18 protein-coding genes are annotated in these 16,111 nt (G+C 54.9%); 9 read left to right on the forward strand and 9 right to left on the reverse strand.

The window, feature by feature from the left end; all coding sequences use genetic code 11:
* Positions 1–120 precede the first annotated feature (120 nt).
* From FB593_RS15135 to FB593_RS15150, 4 genes are read right to left on the reverse strand one after another with little or no spacing between them, the layout of a single operon-like run.
* Positions 121–486 carry a helix-turn-helix domain-containing protein gene (locus FB593_RS15135; RefSeq protein ID WP_003516346.1) on the reverse strand — a complete coding sequence of 122 codons (366 nt, stop codon included), beginning with the start codon at positions 484–486 and terminating at the stop codon, positions 121–123.
* Positions 483–1,052 carry a Smr/MutS family protein gene (locus FB593_RS15140; protein WP_013635178.1) on the reverse strand — a complete coding sequence of 190 codons (570 nt, stop codon included), beginning with the start codon at positions 1,050–1,052 and terminating at the stop codon, positions 483–485. The genes FB593_RS15135 and FB593_RS15140 overlap by 4 nt, the downstream gene beginning before the upstream one ends.
* Positions 1,049–2,161, reverse strand: coding sequence for a murein transglycosylase A (locus tag FB593_RS15145; protein WP_038489214.1), 1,113 nt, complete (start codon positions 2,159–2,161; stop codon positions 1,049–1,051). Before FB593_RS15145 ends, FB593_RS15140 begins: the two co-directional genes overlap by 4 nt.
* Positions 2,158–2,856 (reverse strand): Tim44/TimA family putative adaptor protein, encoded by a 699-nt coding sequence (locus FB593_RS15150; RefSeq protein ID WP_003516349.1) that lies wholly within the window; start codon positions 2,854–2,856, stop codon positions 2,158–2,160. The genes FB593_RS15145 and FB593_RS15150 overlap by 4 nt, the downstream gene beginning before the upstream one ends.
* A 141-nt stretch (positions 2,857–2,997) precedes the next feature.
* Here FB593_RS15150 and FB593_RS15155 point away from each other — a divergent pair, with 141 nt between their 5' ends.
* Entirely contained in the window at positions 2,998–3,555 is a 558-nt protein-coding gene (locus FB593_RS15155; protein WP_003516350.1) for an FxsA family protein, read from the forward strand.
* A 99-nt stretch (positions 3,556–3,654) separates the two neighbouring features.
* Entirely contained in the window at positions 3,655–4,137 is a 483-nt protein-coding gene (secB, locus tag FB593_RS15160; RefSeq protein ID WP_003516359.1) for a protein-export chaperone SecB, read from the forward strand.
* A 120-nt stretch (positions 4,138–4,257) separates the two neighbouring features.
* On the opposite strand, the gene dnaQ is transcribed toward secB, so the two are convergent.
* The 5 genes from dnaQ to FB593_RS15185 are packed head-to-tail and all read right to left on the reverse strand — an operon-like array spanning position 4,258 to position 7,865.
* A complete protein-coding gene (gene dnaQ, locus FB593_RS15165; protein WP_003516361.1) occupies positions 4,258–4,959 on the reverse strand; it encodes a DNA polymerase III subunit epsilon in 702 nt (233 codons plus the stop codon).
* The gene (gene coaE, locus FB593_RS15170) at positions 4,952–5,560 is read right to left on the reverse strand and encodes a dephospho-CoA kinase (protein ID WP_111796795.1); all 609 of its coding nucleotides are present in this window, start codon (positions 5,558–5,560) and stop codon (positions 4,952–4,954) included. Before coaE ends, dnaQ begins: the two co-directional genes overlap by 8 nt.
* Complete coding sequence (locus FB593_RS15175; RefSeq protein ID WP_111796794.1) at positions 5,560–6,420, reverse strand: shikimate dehydrogenase; 861 nt, start codon at positions 6,418–6,420, stop codon at positions 5,560–5,562. The genes coaE and FB593_RS15175 overlap by 1 nt, the downstream gene beginning before the upstream one ends.
* Positions 6,413–7,012: a Maf-like protein gene (locus FB593_RS15180; protein ID WP_145166729.1), complete on the reverse strand. Its 600-nt coding sequence runs from the start codon at positions 7,010–7,012 to the stop codon at positions 6,413–6,415. Before FB593_RS15180 ends, FB593_RS15175 begins: the two co-directional genes overlap by 8 nt.
* Before the next feature lie 31 nt (positions 7,013–7,043).
* Positions 7,044–7,865 carry a pyruvate, water dikinase regulatory protein gene (locus FB593_RS15185; protein ID WP_003516369.1) on the reverse strand — a complete coding sequence of 274 codons (822 nt, stop codon included), beginning with the start codon at positions 7,863–7,865 and terminating at the stop codon, positions 7,044–7,046.
* 407 nt (positions 7,866–8,272) lie between these two features.
* On the opposite strand from FB593_RS15185, the gene hemE reads away from it, so the two are divergent.
* The 7 genes from hemE (at position 8,273) to FB593_RS15220 (ending at position 16,106) form a co-directional block, all read left to right on the forward strand.
* Positions 8,273–9,307 (forward strand): uroporphyrinogen decarboxylase, encoded by a 1,035-nt coding sequence (hemE, locus tag FB593_RS15190; RefSeq protein ID WP_111803845.1) that lies wholly within the window; start codon positions 8,273–8,275, stop codon positions 9,305–9,307.
* A complete protein-coding gene (gene hemJ / locus FB593_RS15195; RefSeq protein ID WP_111803846.1) occupies positions 9,304–9,849 on the forward strand; it encodes a protoporphyrinogen oxidase HemJ in 546 nt (181 codons plus the stop codon). The genes hemE and hemJ overlap by 4 nt, the downstream gene beginning before the upstream one ends.
* A gap of 185 nt (positions 9,850–10,034) precedes the next feature.
* Entirely contained in the window at positions 10,035–11,300 is a 1,266-nt protein-coding gene (gene rho, locus FB593_RS15200; protein ID WP_013637014.1) for a transcription termination factor Rho, read from the forward strand.
* A gap of 85 nt (positions 11,301–11,385) precedes the next feature.
* Complete coding sequence (gene mnmE, locus FB593_RS15205) at positions 11,386–12,717, forward strand: tRNA uridine-5-carboxymethylaminomethyl(34) synthesis GTPase MnmE (RefSeq protein ID WP_186447928.1); 1,332 nt, start codon at positions 11,386–11,388, stop codon at positions 12,715–12,717.
* A gap of 62 nt (positions 12,718–12,779) precedes the next feature.
* Positions 12,780–14,663: a tRNA uridine-5-carboxymethylaminomethyl(34) synthesis enzyme MnmG gene (mnmG, locus tag FB593_RS15210; RefSeq protein ID WP_112391995.1), complete on the forward strand. Its 1,884-nt coding sequence runs from the start codon at positions 12,780–12,782 to the stop codon at positions 14,661–14,663.
* Between the two features lie 11 nt (positions 14,664–14,674).
* Positions 14,675–15,292: a 16S rRNA (guanine(527)-N(7))-methyltransferase RsmG gene (rsmG, locus tag FB593_RS15215; protein ID WP_065662924.1), complete on the forward strand. Its 618-nt coding sequence runs from the start codon at positions 14,675–14,677 to the stop codon at positions 15,290–15,292.
* 19 nt (positions 15,293–15,311) lie between these two features.
* Positions 15,312–16,106: a ParA family protein gene (locus FB593_RS15220; RefSeq protein ID WP_111790443.1), complete on the forward strand. Its 795-nt coding sequence runs from the start codon at positions 15,312–15,314 to the stop codon at positions 16,104–16,106.
* Positions 16,107–16,111 lie beyond the last annotated feature (5 nt).

Below are 16,111 nucleotides of genomic sequence, written 5' to 3' on the forward strand. Positions count from 1 at the left end.
AGTGAGAAGGCCTGAAGCCCGCGAATCACTCAAATCCGACATACGACTATAGAAATTCTACACTCAATCCCAAAGGCCACATGCCTCAGAACGCTGCATAAAGCAGGGGATAGAGGGGTTTCAATCGCAAGAACGGCTTTTTTGTAGCACCGCTGACAGTTCCTCTATCACACTCAGCGGCAGCTTGCGAATATCCCGCGCCAGCCGATTGGCAAAAGCCGTATATTGCGGCGGCAGACCGACCGTGTCGATCGCCACCTTGGGGTCGGAGGAGCCGGCGAGAAAGAACAATTCCTCCGCCTCATCCCAAATGATGTTGAAATATCCGGCGATGCGCTGGAGGAGATCGAAGCTCGGTTTGCCGCGTTTGCCGTGCTCCAGTGCTGAGAGATAAGCGGGGGAAACTCCGATTGCCGCCGCCATCTCCTTCTGTGTCACACCCTTGCGCTCACGAAGCAGCCGCACGGCTTCTGCAAAGGGCGTCATGATTTTTCACCCTTGCGGCGCGCCAACCGGACATAGAGAGCGCCATCGCCGCCGTGATTGGCGGATGCATCCTCATAGGATGAAATCAAGTAACGATATTCCGGTTTGGCGAACCACATGGGCACGGCCCTTTTCAGCGCACCATCGCTGCCGATGGAGCGACCCTTGCCGGTGATGACGAGCACATGCCGAAGGCCCCGCTCGTGCGCCCGCAATAGAAAGTCGAGCAGAACCGCATGGGCTTCGCTCTGAAACATGCCATGCAGATCGATACGGCCTTCCAGCGGCAACCGCCCGCGCGTCAACTTGCGCTTAACCGGCTTTTCCATCGGTTGATGAATTTTTGGCTTCTTGTCCGGCGTAAAGGGCGAAACGTCCACCGGCTCCGCGAGCATCCTTGGGAAGACGGCGTTTGCCGTTTGCGGGACGACAGGTTCCGCCGCGGCTTCCTCGATATCGTCGAAAGCCAGCAAATCCTCCAGCCTGCCGGAGATGGGTCTGGCTGTTCTTGCGACCTTACCCCACAGAATGCGTTCTTCCTTGCCAAGCTTTCGACTGCCCTTCATCGCCGATACCTTTTCGCAGCAACATGCGGCAACAGCATATAGAAATCGGCGTCGTTGCGCACTGTGCCTGCAAGTTCCCCGGCTTCGAAACCCGAGCCGGTGAAAATGTCGCCGCGTGCCGGGCCAACGATGGCCGAGCCAGTATCGAGCGCCAGCATCAACCGCGCGAAGGGCTTTCCATTATCCAGGTGGGTCAATGACGGCGCATGGATGAAAAAGGGAAAACCGAAGGTGTGGATGAGCCTGTCCACCGCAAGCGCCCGCCCGGCGACCAGCGGCACCTTGGCGGCGGCGATAGGTCCCATATCCAGGCCGGCAACATCAGCCTCCCGGAAAAAAATATAGGAGCGATTATGCCATAGCACCCCATCCACCTCATCCGGATGGTCGGCGAGCCATTTGCGAATTGTCTGCATCGAGATCGTTTTCGGATCCAGTTCCCCACGATCCAGAAGCAACCGACCGATCGGCGAGAACGGATGCCCGGCCTTGGCGGCATAGGTGATGCGTTTCACCTCTCCATCAGGAAACAGAAGACGGGCAGCACCCTGAACGTGGACGAAAAACAGATCGACCTTCGATCTCGCCCAGGCAATCTCAAGCCCCCTGCCCTGCAGATATCCTTCGTCGATCGCGCGGCGATCGGGAAAATAGGAAATGCCGTCCTCGCCCTCTCTGCCAAAAGCATAGGACGGATCAAAACCGCTCGGGCGATTTTCGTCATCGATATCCACCAGCTCCGGTGGGCGGCGGTAGACCGGATACTTCCAGACATCGTCGCGGACTGACGATACCTCAAGCTCCGGTTCATAAAAGGCAGTTACAAAACCGCGTTTTCCGCCGGGTGGTGAAATTTTGAAAGGTACACAATTCGTCTCGAAAAACCGGCGGGCCTGCTGGGGACTATCCGCTTGTTCCTCATCCGCCAGTTCCAGAAGCGAGGCCAGTTCGCCGGCGGTGAGACCCAGCGCGCCGGTCCTGTAGGGTTTTGAATTCCGAAGATGTGACAGGATTGTCCGCATCGCCGGAAACAGCTTACGCGGATCGTCCTCCTGCCATCCCGGCAGATCACCGAAAGAAACTTCTTCGAACGAAAAGGGCGTATTCATTGCTCGGATTCAGTGGCGATCAGCTTCCAGTTGGGATCGCGCGAGCGGACATCACGCGAGAAGGTCCAGATGTCGTCCACTTCCGCAACCGCATCGGGATCGCCGTCCACCAGCTTGCCATCCTTGTCATAGGTGGCCGAAATCAACTGGCTGACTATTCTGAGCGTGATCTGCTCTTCGGAATCGCGGATACCGGCCTGGGTGATATCAGCCTTCTCTATTCCCACGAAAGTGGACTTGACCACCTCGCCGCGACTTTCCCGCTCGGAAATGGCCGCCTCGAACCCGTCGAAAACTTCCTTCGACAGAAGGTTCTTCAACGTCTTGCGGTCACCATCGGCAAAACCCATGACGATCATCTCATAGGCCATGCGGGCGCCGTTCAGGAATTCCTTGGGGCGGAAGGTCGGGTCCTTGGTCATCAGCTCGCGCAGGGATGTATTCAAGGCAGTATCGACGGGTGCCAGAGCATCCGCCTCGGCAAAGCGGTTTTCGTCCTCCGCCTCAGAGCGTTTGGGCAGGGTCACGACCTTGTTATCATCCGTGACGGGGCCTTTCGCGACATCGCGCGGCGTGTAAGGGTCGAATGGCGGCTTCTCATTGCCGGTTCGGCGACCAAGAACGCTGCGCAGCTGAAGAAAGATCAGCACCGCTGCAACGAGAAAAAACAATGTGATAAAGTCGCTAAAGCCCATCTTTTACCAAAACCGCCATTTAAATTCAAAAACCTGAACATCATATAGTCTGCATCTTATCATCATTCAAATGTGCAGATTCAATCATCGGTGTTCTCGGGAACCGGCAATCTGCCAGAGATGCACACGCAAGGCTAGAAGATGCGTTTTTCCTTTCTCCCCATCGTCATCCTGATGATGCCAATCCTGGAAATTGCCGGTTTCATCATCGTCGGCAAGACAATCGGTCTGTGGCTGACATTGGCGCTTGTCCTGTTTACGTCGTTTCTGGGCTTGCTGATCCTGCGGCTCGGCGGCATCGGCATGGTGAGAAATCTCCAGGCCGCAGGCCGCACCGGCGCCCAGCCTGCCGATGAGCTGGTCAATGGCGCCATGCGCGTCGTGGCGGGCATCCTGCTGTTCATCCCGGGTTTCATCACCGATATCCTCGGCCTACTGCTTTTGTCGAAAACGGTGAGACGTTTTTTCTGGAAGATCCTCGGACCCCGCGTCGTCGTGGCCGGTTCATTTCGCCAGTCGGGTCAACCCGGCGGCCAGACCGGGCCGCAACCCGGTGACTTTTCCGGGTTCAGCAATGGTCAGGGAAATAAGGGTAGCTCCAAGGTCGTGGACCTCGACGAAGAGGAGTTTCACCGCGAAGGGCCCAAGGATTCTCCCTGGTCCCACAAGCCGGATGATCGCAACCTGCCCAAACCCTGAAGCACGGCAAAGGGTTAGAGAGGCGAGAGCACGAGGGTTGTAAGGCTCAAGTCGAAATGATAGACCGCCTTCCACGAAATCACGCCGCGAGGAAACGTAATGACCGCTGAAAATGGCGCACAGGGCGCAGTTAGTCCTTCCCTCAACATTCTTACCCAGTACATCAAGGATCTTTCTTTCGAAAATCCGGGTGCTCCTCGTTCGCTTCAGGCTCGTGACAATGCGCCGTCGATCAACATCAATGTCAATGTCAACGCAAACCCGATTTCGGGTTCGGATTTCGACGTTGTGCTGACGCTGAATGCCGAAGCCAAGGATGGCGACAAGGTTCTGTTTGCAGCCGAGCTGGTTTATGGCGGCGTGTTCCGCATTGCCGGTTTCCCGCAGGAACATATGCTGCCGGTGCTGTTCATTGAGTGCCCGCGCCTGCTGTTCCCCTTCGCACGCCAGATCATCGCCGATGTCACCCGCAATGGTGGCTTCCCGCCGCTGATGATCGATCCGATCGATTTCGCGCAGATGTTTTCGCAGCGCGTTGCCGAGGAACAGGCCAGAGCCAAGGTTCAGGCCGTACCGAACTGAATTGTACGCGACGCCGCTCTTTTTAGAGTTCACACAAAACAAAACCCGGGTTCATCGCCCGGGTTTTTTATTTGATGGTTCTCGTCATTTTTCAACGGCGCATCTAAGCGCCAGGCGCACTTAATTCTGGTAACGGTTCCAGATCGCCTTGTCGCCCATACCGAGAACGAGCTTGCCGTGCGCCGCGATGGTCTCCGCATCCAGTCTTGATGGTAGAGGATGCGGCCTTTGCAACGGCTCATTCGGGACATCATCATCCTCGATAGTGACCGCTTGCTGTTTGGAGCCGGAACCGAAACCGAGCGCTGTCTGGCGCCCACCAATCATTTCTATGTAGACTTCGGCGAGCAGTTCGGAGTCGAGAAGCGCGCCGTGTTTGGTGCGGTGGGAGTTGTCGATCCCGTAACGCCGGCAAAGTGCGTCGAGGGAATTCGGACCCATCGGGTGCTTGCGGCGTGCAAGCGAAAGCGTATCCGTCACCAATTCAGATGAGACCGGCGCAATGCCGAGGCGGGCAAATTCCGCATTGATGAAACCCATGTCGAATGTCGCATTATGCGCCACCCAGCGGGCACCTTCAAAAAACTCGCGGATTTCGTCGACGACTTCGGCGAATTTCGGCTTGTCTTTCAGGAAGTCGTCGGTGATGCCGTGCACCGCAAGCGCGTCCGGGTGAACCTTGCGATCTTCCGGGTTGATATAAATATGCAATGTGCGGCCGGTCGGAAAATGGTTGTTGAGCTCGATTCCGCCGATTTCGATCACGCGGTCCAGTTTCGATTCAAGGCCTGTGGTTTCCGTATCGAAAATGATCTCACGCATTTTTCTCTCCGTTGCCCGAACCGGCACTTAGTCTCTGCAGAATTTCTCTTACCTGATCCCGTGCAGCTTCGACACCATTTCCGCTATCGATGATAAAATCGGCCCGCCGGCGCTTTTCGGCATCGGGCATTTGCCGGGCCAATATCATTTCGAATTTCTCTTCCGTCATGCCGGGACGGGACAAAACCCGCTGGCGCTGTATTTCCGGCGCGCAACTAACAACGACTATTTTATCGACCCTCGTTTCCGCGCCGGTTTCAAACAGCAGCGGGATATCGAGAACGGCGAAATTTTGACTTTCCTCTCTCGCCTTACGGAGAAAAGCTTCCTGTCTTTCACGAACAAGCGGATGGACGATTGCTTCCAGCTTGCTAAAATTAGCCGGATTCTCCCTGAGGATGTTACCGAGTTCAAGACGGTCGACCCTGCCGGAAATGGTCGTGCCCGGAAAGGCGGCTTCGATCATCGGCACGGCATCTGCAGAATAGAGGTCGTGCACAACCGCATCAGAATCGAGAACCGGTATCCCTTCCGCGGCAAACAGTTTCGCCGTGGTCGTTTTTCCCATTCCGATCGAGCCGGTGAGACCGATGACGATCATCAATGTTTCTCCATATCCTCAATGATGAGGGAACGAAGAGTGTCATCAACTTCCGGCGTTTTGCCGAACCATTTTTTAAAGCCGGGTTTTGCCTGATGAAGAAGCATGCCAAGCCCATCGACCGTCGCAATACCCTGCGTCTGCGCCATCTGGAGGATGGGGGTTCTCAACGGCACATAGACGATATCGGTTACAACAGCACTTGCAGCGAGCGGCGAAAAATCAATCTCGGGCGCTTCCGTTCCGTCCATACCCAGCGATGTCGTGTTCACAAACAACCCGGCGTCCTGCATGACTTCATGAAGCGCGCCCTGAGGATGAGAAAAAACCCGTGCACCGAAACGGTCGGCCATTTCACGGGCACGTTCGACCGTGCGGTTCAGGACATGGATTTCGGCAATACCGCGGTCCCGCAGCGACTGAACGACGGCCCTGCTTGCACCGCCGGCTCCGAACACGACCGCCCGGTCGGTTTTCTCCCATCCGGGATGGCGCTCATCGAGATTGGAAACGAAGCCATAGCCATCCGTGTTGGTGGCATGCAGCCTGCCCTCTTCCATCCAGACGGTATTGGCTGCACCCAGTTCCTCCGCCAGCTCGTCGGGACTATCCGCCAACTTAAAGGCCGCTTCCTTGTGCGGAATGGTGACATTGCCACCCACCGCTACACCAGGACCCTGTTCCTTTAGTGCCGTGATGAAATCGGGGAAGTAACCGGGGGCAACCTCAATGGCCTTATAGGAGCCGGGTATCCCGAATTTCTTCAGCCAGTAGGAATGGATGATCGGCGAGCGCGAGTGCTTGATCGGATAACCGACAACGAAGGCATTTATAGTTAATGTTTCACGTGAATCAGCCATCGATGACATCCATGTCGCGCAGTTTCATTAAGAGAGGCAGAAGCGGCAGGCCAAGAATGGTGAAATAATCCCCCTCTATCGAAGTAAATAGCTGGATTCCTTCGCCCTCGAGCTGATAGGCACCGACACTGCTCAAGGCCTTTTCACCCACGCGTTGCAGGTGGCGGGAGACGAATTCGGCGCTCAAAGTTCGCACCGAAAGCTCGGCACTGGAGATCGTCTGCCATACGACATCACCGTCGCGAGCAAGAACGGCTGCACTGTTCAGGCGATGAACCTTGCCGGATAATGAGAGCAGATGTGCTTCGGCTTCGGCCATGGTTTTTGGCTTGTGGTACACCCGGGCACCGAGCGCCATCGTCTGGTCGCATCCAAGAACGAGTGCTTGCGGATGCGGGGCACTTACCGCAAGCGCCTTGGCCCTCGCCAGTTCCAACGCAACCTCTTCCGGCTTTGCGCCATTTTTTTCCAGCTGCTCGTCGAGCGCGCGCTCGTCAATATCCGCCGGGATCGCCGAAAATGTCAGCCCCGCATTGCGCATCAACATCTGACGGGATGCGCTGGACGAGGCGAGGATCAACTCTTGTTTCATTGACTATCTGCTCCGAATGGTGCGATCCGGATTATCGTGTCCTCGGGCGAAGGGCAAGGATTGCCGCGGCCGTTTCCTCTATGGAGCGGCGTGTAACATCGATCAGCGGCCAATTGTTACGGGCACAGAGCGCACGCGCATATTTCAGCTCTTCCATGATGGTAGCGCGATCCGTGTAGCGCCCGCTGTCAAATCCGCCGGTCGTGCCGAGTTCCCGGTTTTCACGTACCTGCGATATGCGGTCCGATGTCGCGACGAGACCAACGATCAAGGGACGGGTGGCGGCATAAAGGCTTTCCGGCAACGGCACGTTTGGAACGACCGGTATATTGGCGGTCTTTATGCCTCTGTTGGCGAGATAGATACTTGTCGGTGTTTTCGACGTTCGACTGATCCCAATGATGACGATATCGGCTTCGTCATAGCTTTCCGGCATTTGCCCGTCATCATGGTCCATCGCAAAATTGAGCGCTTCGATCCGCGCGAAATAATCCGCGTTCAGCGCGTGCTGCGCCCCGACCCGCCGTCTCGAAGGTGCGCCTAGATAGGTCTGGAAAATGCCGATGATCGGCTCCAGGACGTTGACGCAGGGCACCCCGATCGCGTGACAGCGCAAATCCAGGAACTCGGCCAGCTGCTGATCCACGATCGTATAAAGAACGATGCCCGGTTCCTTGTCGATCAGATCCACCACCTGGGCGAGCTGCTTCTGGTTCCTGATCATCGGATAAACATGTTCCACCGGCATCGAAGCGTGGAACTGCGCCGAGACGGCACGACCGGCCGACATGAGAGTCTCTCCGGTTGAGTCCGAAATCAGGTGCAAATGGAAGAAACTTTTTTTGTTCTCCACGCTGTTTTTCTCTCGCTGTTGATAAACCGGGACAAACTTCCGAATTGTTCCGCGGGCCGAGCCGCCTCGTGGATAAAGTGGGTTTTTTCCACAATCCGCAAGTGGCGTCCTTGCTATCAGGCATGCCTGTGAATTGTCTGGAAACTCTGAACTTGTTCAAAACTGTCCACAGATGATCCACAGGCAACGGCTTCAAAGGATATAACTTAAATCTCTGAAAATATTATATAAATATCTATTATCCAATTTATTGCCATGAAGCGATGAAATGCCGTGTTCAGGTCTTGGCGCTTACACCCGACTGCGGCATATCGACTGGAAAGATTTTAATCCTTGCTACTCACCGACTCTAAGAAATAGAAAATCTTTTAAATCTCTTAGATTTTATTTTTTGGAAGTTGGGTGGCATGAGCGAGCGTAAGGTTTTAAAGGTGTTGAACGGGCAGACGGTCACACCTCCGCCCATATGGCTGATGCGGCAGGCAGGGCGTTACCTTCCGGAGTACAGGGAAACGCGAAAGAACGCCGGCAGTTTCCTCGATCTCTGTTATAATCCCGAACTGGCAACCGAAGTGACCCTTCAGCCCATTCGCCGGTTCGGTCTTGATGCAGCTATCCTCTTTTCCGATATTCTGGTGATACCGGATGGGTTTGATCGCAATGTTTCCTTCAGCGAGGGAAAGGGTCCGGCCATGGATCCGATCGACGCGGATGGCATCGACAGGCTGGATGCGAGCAATGTCATTGCGCATCTTTCGCCCGTTTTCGAAACCGTCTCACGCTTGCGCCAGACCTTACCGGATGAGACGACGCTTCTCGGTTTTTGTGGTGCGCCCTGGACGGTTGCAACCTACATGATTGCCGGCCACGGAACACCTGATCAGGCGCCGGCGCGCTTGTTCGGTTATCGGGAGCCGGCAGCCATGGAAAAGCTTCTTGCCTTGCTGGCTGAGGTTTCCGCCGATTACCTTGTGGCGCAGATTGATGCCGGGGCCGATGCGGTGCAGATTTTCGACTCCTGGGCCGGGGTGCTCGGCGAGAAGGAATTCGAGGAATATGCGGTAAAACCCGTCGCCCGTATCATCGCTTCGGTGCGCGCTCGCCGCCCCTCCGCGAAGATCATCGCCTTTGCCAAGGGGGCCGGTTATCTTTTGAAGGATTATCGCCGCAAAACGGGCGCAGACGCCATCGGGCTCGACTGGTCGGTGCCACTCGGTTTCGCAAGGGACTTGCAGAAGGAAGGCCCGGTACAGGGCAATCTGGACCCCATGCTGATGGTGGCGGGTGGCAAGGCTCTGGAGGACGGTATCGACGCTGTGCTGCAGGCTCTGGGCCAGGGCCCGCTGATCTTCAATCTCGGCCATGGCATCACGCCGCAGGCCGATCCGGAAAACGTTGCAAGGCTGGTGCAGCGGGTGCGTGCCGGCGGAGCCGGGGCATGAGCGGCGAGAAGCAGACCTCCGCCCGCTCGGGAAACAGGGCTGCCCTTCGCGCAGGTATGGCGCTCGGTGTCTTTGCCGCTTTTGTCGCTTTGTTGTTTTACGCCGATCCGGCCGATCTCTATCTGTGGATCAAGGCGCTTCATATCATCGCGGTGATTTCCTGGATGGCGGCGATTTTTTACCTGCCGCGCCTGTTCATTTACCACACCGATGCACCCACCGGTTCGCAGCAATCCGAAACCTTCAAGGTGATGGAACAGCGGTTGATCAAGGTCATCATGAACCCGGCGATGATGATCAGCTGGATACTAGGGCTCTATCTCGCATGGTCGGTTTATGGTTTTTCCGGCGGCTGGCTACATGCGAAAATCGCACTGGTGGTGCTTCTAACCATCGCCCACGTCTATTTCACCCGCAGTGCCAAACGGTTCGCCCGGGATGAAAATATCAAGCCTGCCCGTCACTGGCGGTTGATGAACGAGGTTCCGACGGTACTGATGATCCTCATAGTCATACTTGTGGTTGTGAAACCCTTCGGTTAAGAGGTCGCAACGATAAATTTCGCGGAATTCGTGCTTTCCTCTTGCAGTAGCCCTATTCAATCGCTATTTTCGGACCACTCATCTCGTGGCATGTGAATTATTCAGTCATCTGCGGCTTCTCCCTCAGCATCTGATTCGCGAACACGCCCTCCCCCGACATTACATTATCAAACGGTCTTTCCTTCATGGCTGAAATGAAGCTTCAGGAACTTAAGAGCAAATCGCCTACCGACTTGCTAACTTTTGCTGAATCCCTGGAAGTTGAAAATGCGAGCACCATGCGCAAGCAGGAGCTTATGTTCGCAATCCTCAAGGTTCTCGCGAGCCAGGACATCGAAATTATCGGCGAAGGCGTCGTTGAAGTCCTGCAGGACGGTTTCGGTTTTCTACGGTCCGCAAATGCAAATTATCTGCCGGGTCCGGACGATATCTACATTTCGCCCTCGCAAATTCGCCGTTTCTCTCTGAAGACCGGCGATACTGTCGAGGGGCCGATCCGTGGACCCAAGGAAGGCGAACGTTATTTCGCGCTTCTCAAAGTCAACACGATCAATTTTGACGATCCTGAAAAGATCCGTCACAAGGTTCACTTCGATAACCTGACGCCGCTTTATCCGAATGAGCGGTTCAAGATGGAGCTGGAGCTTCCGACATCGAAGGATCTGTCGTCGCGTGTGATCGATCTGGTCGCGCCACTTGGCAAGGGCCAACGTGGATTGATCGTCGCCCCGCCGCGTACCGGTAAAACTGTTCTCTTGCAGAACATCGCGCATTCCATCACGGCTAACCATCCGGAATGTTACCTGATCGTTCTTCTGATCGACGAACGTCCGGAAGAAGTCACAGACATGCAGCGCTCGGTCAAGGGTGAGGTGGTGTCGTCAACCTTCGACGAACCGGCTGTACGCCACGTCCAGGTGGCCGAAATGGTCATCGAAAAAGCGAAGCGCCTTGTCGAACATGGCCGCGACGTCGTTATCCTGCTCGATTCCATCACCCGCCTCGGCCGAGCTTATAACACGGTCGTTCCGTCTTCCGGCAAGGTCCTGACCGGTGGTGTGGATGCCAACGCGTTGCAGCGGCCGAAGCGTTTCTTCGGTGCCGCACGTAACATCGAAGAAGGTGGTTCGCTGACGATTATCGCGACCGCGCTGATCGACACCGGCAGCCGCATGGACGAAGTCATCTTTGAAGAATTCAAGGGTACGGGTAACTCGGAAATCGTGCTTGACCGTAAGGTCGCTGACAAGCGTATCTTCCCGGCACTCGATATTCTCAAGTCCGGTACACGTAAGGAAGACCTGCTCGTGCCGCGTCAGGATCTCCAGAAGATTTTCGTGCTTCGCCGCATTCTCGCGCCGATGGGAACGATGGATGCCATCGAGTTCCTGATCGACAAGTTGAAGCAGACCAAGACAAATTCGGATTTCTTCGAATCGATGAATACCTGATCCGGAGTTTTACCGGTTCCATCGACAAAGCTTTAAAGCCGCATCCGTTCATTCGGATGCGGCTTGACTGTTTTAACCGAGGTGAATGATGCCAGCTTCCGCCGATACCATTTATGCGCTCTCCAGTGGAGCATTGCCGGCCGGCGTCGCTATTATCAGGATAAGTGGGCCCGCAGCGTTCGAAGCCTTTGTGACGTTGACCGGTCGTGACCTTCCCGCACCGCGGCAGGCGGTTCTATGTTCGATTCGAAACCGAAACAATGAGATCATCGATCAGGCGCTGATGATCGTTTTCCCTGCACCAAATTCCTTCACGGGTGAGAACTGCATCGAAATCCACAGCCACGGAAGCCGCGCGGTTGTCGCATCAATTTTTGCCGAGCTCGAACTGCTCGAAGGATTTCGGCCGGCGGATGCCGGCGAGTTCTCCCGCCGAGCGTTTGAAAACAGCAAGATGGATCTTCTCGAGATCGAAGGTCTGGCGGATCTGCTGCAGGCTGAAACGGAGATGCAGCGGCGGCTAGCGGTTGAGCAGAGCACTGGTAAGCTGTCAGCGCTCTACGATGGCTGGGCAGGCCGGTTGACGCGTGCTCGCGCCCTGATCGAGGCAGAGCTGGATTTCGCCGACGAGGAAGATGTGCCGGATTCAGTTGCCGCGCAGGTGTGGGACGCGATGATGCAACTTCATAGTGAAATCACCAGCCATCTCCAGAACGGCGGAAGCAGCGAGATCATTCGTGACGGGTTCAAGGTGGCGCTGGTGGGAGAGCCTAACGCTGGCAAGTCCACGCTTCTTAATGCTCTGAGCGGCCGTGACGTTGCTATTGTCACTGACATTGCTGGCACGACCAGAGACGTGCTGAGCGTCGATATTAATCTCGACGGTTACCTGGTCCGCATATTCGATACGGCCGGAATTCGGGAGACGCAGGACGTGGTCGAAAAGGAAGGTGTAAGGCGGGCCGTTCTGACGGCGGAAACCGCGGATCTTATTTTGATATTGCAAGATAACGATTCGCCTCCGAAACAATCCATCATTTCGCTGGAAAATGCTCGCCATTTGCATCTACGGACAAAAACCGCGATTTCCTCTTCTACAGTTGACGCTGTTTTTGATCTCGCCATCTCCGCCAGGGAAGGCGTCGGTCTCGACGAATTGCGTTTATTGATCAAGCGAGAGATTGAAAGCAGGGTTGGTGTTGCACAGACATTGGTTCCTGCCCGCGCCCGGCACAAAAAACGACTTGAAGAGACGCTGAACTATGTTAGTGATGCGCTCAATTCCGAGACCATGGACCTTGCGATAAGGTCGGAATATTTGAGACTCGCAGCAACATCGCTTGGACGCATTACTGGCCGCGTCGATGTGGAAGATTTGCTGGGCGTGATCTTCTCGGAATTCTGCATTGGAAAATGATTCACGTGAAACATTGGTGGCCAATACGGCAAAGCCGATGATTTGGGATAAGGCGCAGAGATATGCACCAGTCATTTGATGTCGTTGTTATCGGTGGTGGACATGCCGGCAGCGAAGCTGCGGCTGCCGCTGCACGACATGGCGCTAAAACCGCTCTCGTTACCCATAAGCGAGAGACGATCGGGGTGATGTCCTGTAACCCGGCAATCGGTGGTCTCGGTAAAGGACACCTGGTTCGCGAAATTGATGCGCTGGACGGTTTGATGGGCCGGGTTGCTGATGCAGCGGGAATTCAATTCCGTATGCTCAATCGCAAAAAAGGCCCCGCCGTCCGCGGGCCGCGCACGCAGGCTGATCGGCGGCTTTATCGCGAGGCGATGCAGCGGGAAATCAATGCGATTGAAAACCTTAGCATTATTGAAGGTGATGCTTTCGATATTGACATGACCAATGATCGGGTATCTGCCGTTATAATGGCGAACGGTAGCCGGATTCCTTGTGGTGCTGTTGTGTTGACGAGCGGCACTTTTCTACGCGGCCTTATTCATATCGGCTCCGAAAAGATTCCCGCAGGCCGGGTTGGTGAAAAACCGTCTGTCGGTCTTTCCGAAACACTTGCCCGCCTCGGCCTTGCCATGGGGCGATTGAAGACTGGCACCCCTGCCCGGCTTGATGGTCGCACGATCGATTGGAACGCTGTGGATCGGCAAGCGGCCGATGAAGATCCCGTTCCGTTCTCCTTTATGACGGATCGCATTGTCAATCCACAGATCGAATGCGGCGTAACCCGGACGACGCCGGCGGGACACAAGATCATTCAGGATAATATTCATCTGTCAGCGATGTATTCGGGACAGATCGAGGGTGTTGGCCCGCGCTATTGTCCGTCGATCGAAGACAAGATTACACGCTTCGGTGAACGGGACGGTCACCAGATATTCCTGGAGCCAGAAGGCCTTGATGACCACACAATTTATCCAAATGGAATTTCGACGTCGCTTCCTGCCTCAGTTCAGGAGCAGTTTATCCGCACCATCCCCGGCCTTGAGCAAGTCAACATCATTCAGCCCGGCTACGCGATTGAATATGACTATGTCGATCCGCGTGAGCTGAAGCCTTCTCTGGAATGCCGGAAAATTCCGGGATTATTCCTGGCAGGGCAGATCAATGGCACGACGGGTTATGAAGAGGCGGGCGCCCAGGGTCTGGTTGCCGGGTTGAATGCGTCGCTATATGCAGGCAATGCAGACCCTATTCATTTCAGTCGTACCGAATCCTATATCGGTGTGATGATCGACGATCTCACCTCCAAGGGTGTCAGCGAACCCTATCGAATGTTTACGTCGAGAGCCGAATATCGGCTTTCACTTCGCGTTGACAACGCTGATCTGCGACTTACGCCTGTCGGTCAGATGGCCGGCATTATCGGGCATGACCGCCAAAAACGCTTCGCAGATTTTATCTCAGATCTGGATCGGGGTCGCGAGCTGATGAAGAGCATTTCCATCAGTCCCTCCCAGGCTGCTAAACAGGGATTGAAACTCAACCAGGACGGTCAACGTCGTTCGGTTTATGAAATGCTCGCCTACCCCGATATCACGATGGAAACTCTTACCACTCATTGGCCGGAGCTACGGGCGCTTAATACCAAGGTCGCTGAGGTTTTGGAAATCGAAGCGAGTTACGCTGTCTATATGCAGCGCCAAAGCGCGGATATTGTCGATATCAAGCGAGATGAAGAGAGAAAAATCCCCAATGATTTCGATTTTCAGTCTTTGTCCGGTCTCTCCAACGAACTGAAACAAAAGCTGGAAAAGGCACGTCCAGAGAACATTGCCCAGGCTGCGCGTGTTGACGGTATGACACCTGCTGCGATATCGCTGCTTCTCGCACTTCTGCGGAAAGGCTCCGCATCGGGAAGTGAAAAATTGCGCATGCACCAATAGCGAGTCGGACCATGAAGATAAACGGCCAGAGTGTTTCACGTGAAACACAGGAGAGGCTCGAGCATTTCGTCGAGCTTTTCAAGAAGTGGAACAAAACCACAAATCTGGTTGCGCCTTCGACTCTCACTGAGCTCTGGAGCCGGCATGTCGCGGACAGTGCACAGATATTTCAGCTCGCCCCTCAACCGCAAAAATGGATTGATCTGGGAAGCGGCGGCGGTTTTCCGGGCGTCATTACAGCGATTTTTCTCGCGGAACTGGGTGATGGTTGGGTCGATCTGGTAGAGAGCAACAATAAAAAGGCTGCGTTTTTGCGAATTGCGCTGAAGGAAACCGGCGCAAGAGGCGCGGTTCATCCAGTCAGAATTGAAAAAGCGCCTGAAACCGTTGAAAATTGCGATGCGATTTCGGCGAGAGCCCTCGCCGAGATGAATTTACTTTTCGAATATATTCACCCGTGGGCGCAGAATAATCCAAATCTCAGGGCATATTTCAATAAAGGCAGGGATTATGAATCCGAACTGCAGAAAGCGCATGGCCGCTGGCAGTTTGATCTGATAAAACACCAGAGTGCCATTGAGGCAGATTCTGTTGTTCTTGAAATCAGTAACCTCACTAAGAGGCACTGACGAGCTGGTCAGGTGCGGTATGACTTCTGAAAAAAACCGGATTATCGCAGTCGCAAACCAGAAGGGTGGCGTTGGAAAAACAACGACGGCCATCAATCTGGCTACTGCATTGGCGGCTATTGGTGAGCGGGTGCTGATCATTGATCTTGATCCGCAGGGTAATGCTAGCACAGGTTTAGGAATCGACCGCAAAGAGCGCAAGCTTTCTTCCTATGATCTTCTGGTGGGTGATCATACCGTTTCCGAAGTTGCGGTTCCGACAGCAGTTCCGAACCTCGATATCGTCCCGTCAACGATGGATCTTCTGGGCTTTGAGATGCAGGTTGCGAATGTTGCCAACCGCGTCTTTCTGTTGCGTACCGCCATGGAGACGCAGGAAGCCAGAGACTATTCCTATATTTTGGTAGATTGCCCGCCCTCTTTTAATCTTTTGACGATGAATGCCATGACCGCCGCCCATTCGGTGCTGGTACCGTTGCAGTGCGAGTTCTTTGCGCTGGAAGGCCTCAGCCAGCTGCTGGATACGGTTAGCCAGATACGCGGCTCCGTCAATCCGCAGCTTGATATTCAGGGTATCGTTCTCACGATGTTCGATGCGCGCAACAATCTTGCCCAGCAGGTGGTTTCCGATGTGCGGATGCATCTGGGAGAAAAGGTTTACCACACTCTCATTCCGCGCAATGTTCGGGTTTCCGAAGCGCCGTCTTATGGTAAACCGGCAATTCTTTATGATCTGAAATGCGCTGGCAGTCAGGCTTATTTGCAATTGGCGTCCGAAGTGATCCAGAGAGAGCGTCTGCGCAAGGCGGCCTGACGTTT

The organism is Rhizobium sp. SJZ105 (assembly GCF_007828365.1).
In the GTDB taxonomy this organism is placed as follows: Bacteria; Pseudomonadota; Alphaproteobacteria; order Rhizobiales; family Rhizobiaceae; genus Agrobacterium; species Agrobacterium tumefaciens.

Excerpts from the sequence above, each read along its gene's own strand:
- coaE (WP_111796795.1), bottom strand. The coding sequence starts at position 5,560 with ATGATCGTCATCGGTCTCACCGGCTCGATCGGAATGGGAAAAACGACC.
- FB593_RS15135 (WP_003516346.1), bottom strand. The coding sequence starts at position 486 with ATGACGCCCTTTGCAGAAGCCGTGCGGCTGCTTCGTGAGCGCAAGGGT.
- FB593_RS15145 (WP_038489214.1), bottom strand. The coding sequence starts at position 2,161 with ATGAATACGCCCTTTTCGTTCGAAGAAGTTTCTTTCGGTGATCTGCCG.
- FB593_RS15175 (WP_111796794.1), bottom strand. The coding sequence starts at position 6,420 with ATGGCTGATTCACGTGAAACATTAACTATAAATGCCTTCGTTGTCGGT.
- secB (WP_003516359.1), top strand. The coding sequence starts at position 3,655 with ATGACCGCTGAAAATGGCGCACAGGGCGCAGTTAGTCCTTCCCTCAAC.
- rho (WP_013637014.1), top strand. The coding sequence starts at position 10,035 with ATGGCTGAAATGAAGCTTCAGGAACTTAAGAGCAAATCGCCTACCGAC.
- FB593_RS15140 (WP_013635178.1), bottom strand. The coding sequence starts at position 1,052 with ATGAAGGGCAGTCGAAAGCTTGGCAAGGAAGAACGCATTCTGTGGGGT.
- FB593_RS15155 (WP_003516350.1), top strand. The coding sequence starts at position 2,998 with ATGCGTTTTTCCTTTCTCCCCATCGTCATCCTGATGATGCCAATCCTG.
- FB593_RS15150 (WP_003516349.1), bottom strand. The coding sequence starts at position 2,856 with ATGGGCTTTAGCGACTTTATCACATTGTTTTTTCTCGTTGCAGCGGTG.
- mnmG (WP_112391995.1), top strand. The coding sequence starts at position 12,780 with ATGCACCAGTCATTTGATGTCGTTGTTATCGGTGGTGGACATGCCGGC.
- FB593_RS15180 (WP_145166729.1), bottom strand. The coding sequence starts at position 7,012 with ATGAAACAAGAGTTGATCCTCGCCTCGTCCAGCGCATCCCGTCAGATG.
- hemE (WP_111803845.1), top strand. The coding sequence starts at position 8,273 with ATGAGCGAGCGTAAGGTTTTAAAGGTGTTGAACGGGCAGACGGTCACA.
- dnaQ (WP_003516361.1), bottom strand. The coding sequence starts at position 4,959 with ATGCGTGAGATCATTTTCGATACGGAAACCACAGGCCTTGAATCGAAA.
- FB593_RS15220 (WP_111790443.1), top strand. The coding sequence starts at position 15,312 with ATGACTTCTGAAAAAAACCGGATTATCGCAGTCGCAAACCAGAAGGGT.
- hemJ (WP_111803846.1), top strand. The coding sequence starts at position 9,304 with ATGAGCGGCGAGAAGCAGACCTCCGCCCGCTCGGGAAACAGGGCTGCC.
- rsmG (WP_065662924.1), top strand. The coding sequence starts at position 14,675 with ATGAAGATAAACGGCCAGAGTGTTTCACGTGAAACACAGGAGAGGCTC.
- mnmE (WP_186447928.1), top strand. The coding sequence starts at position 11,386 with ATGATGCCAGCTTCCGCCGATACCATTTATGCGCTCTCCAGTGGAGCA.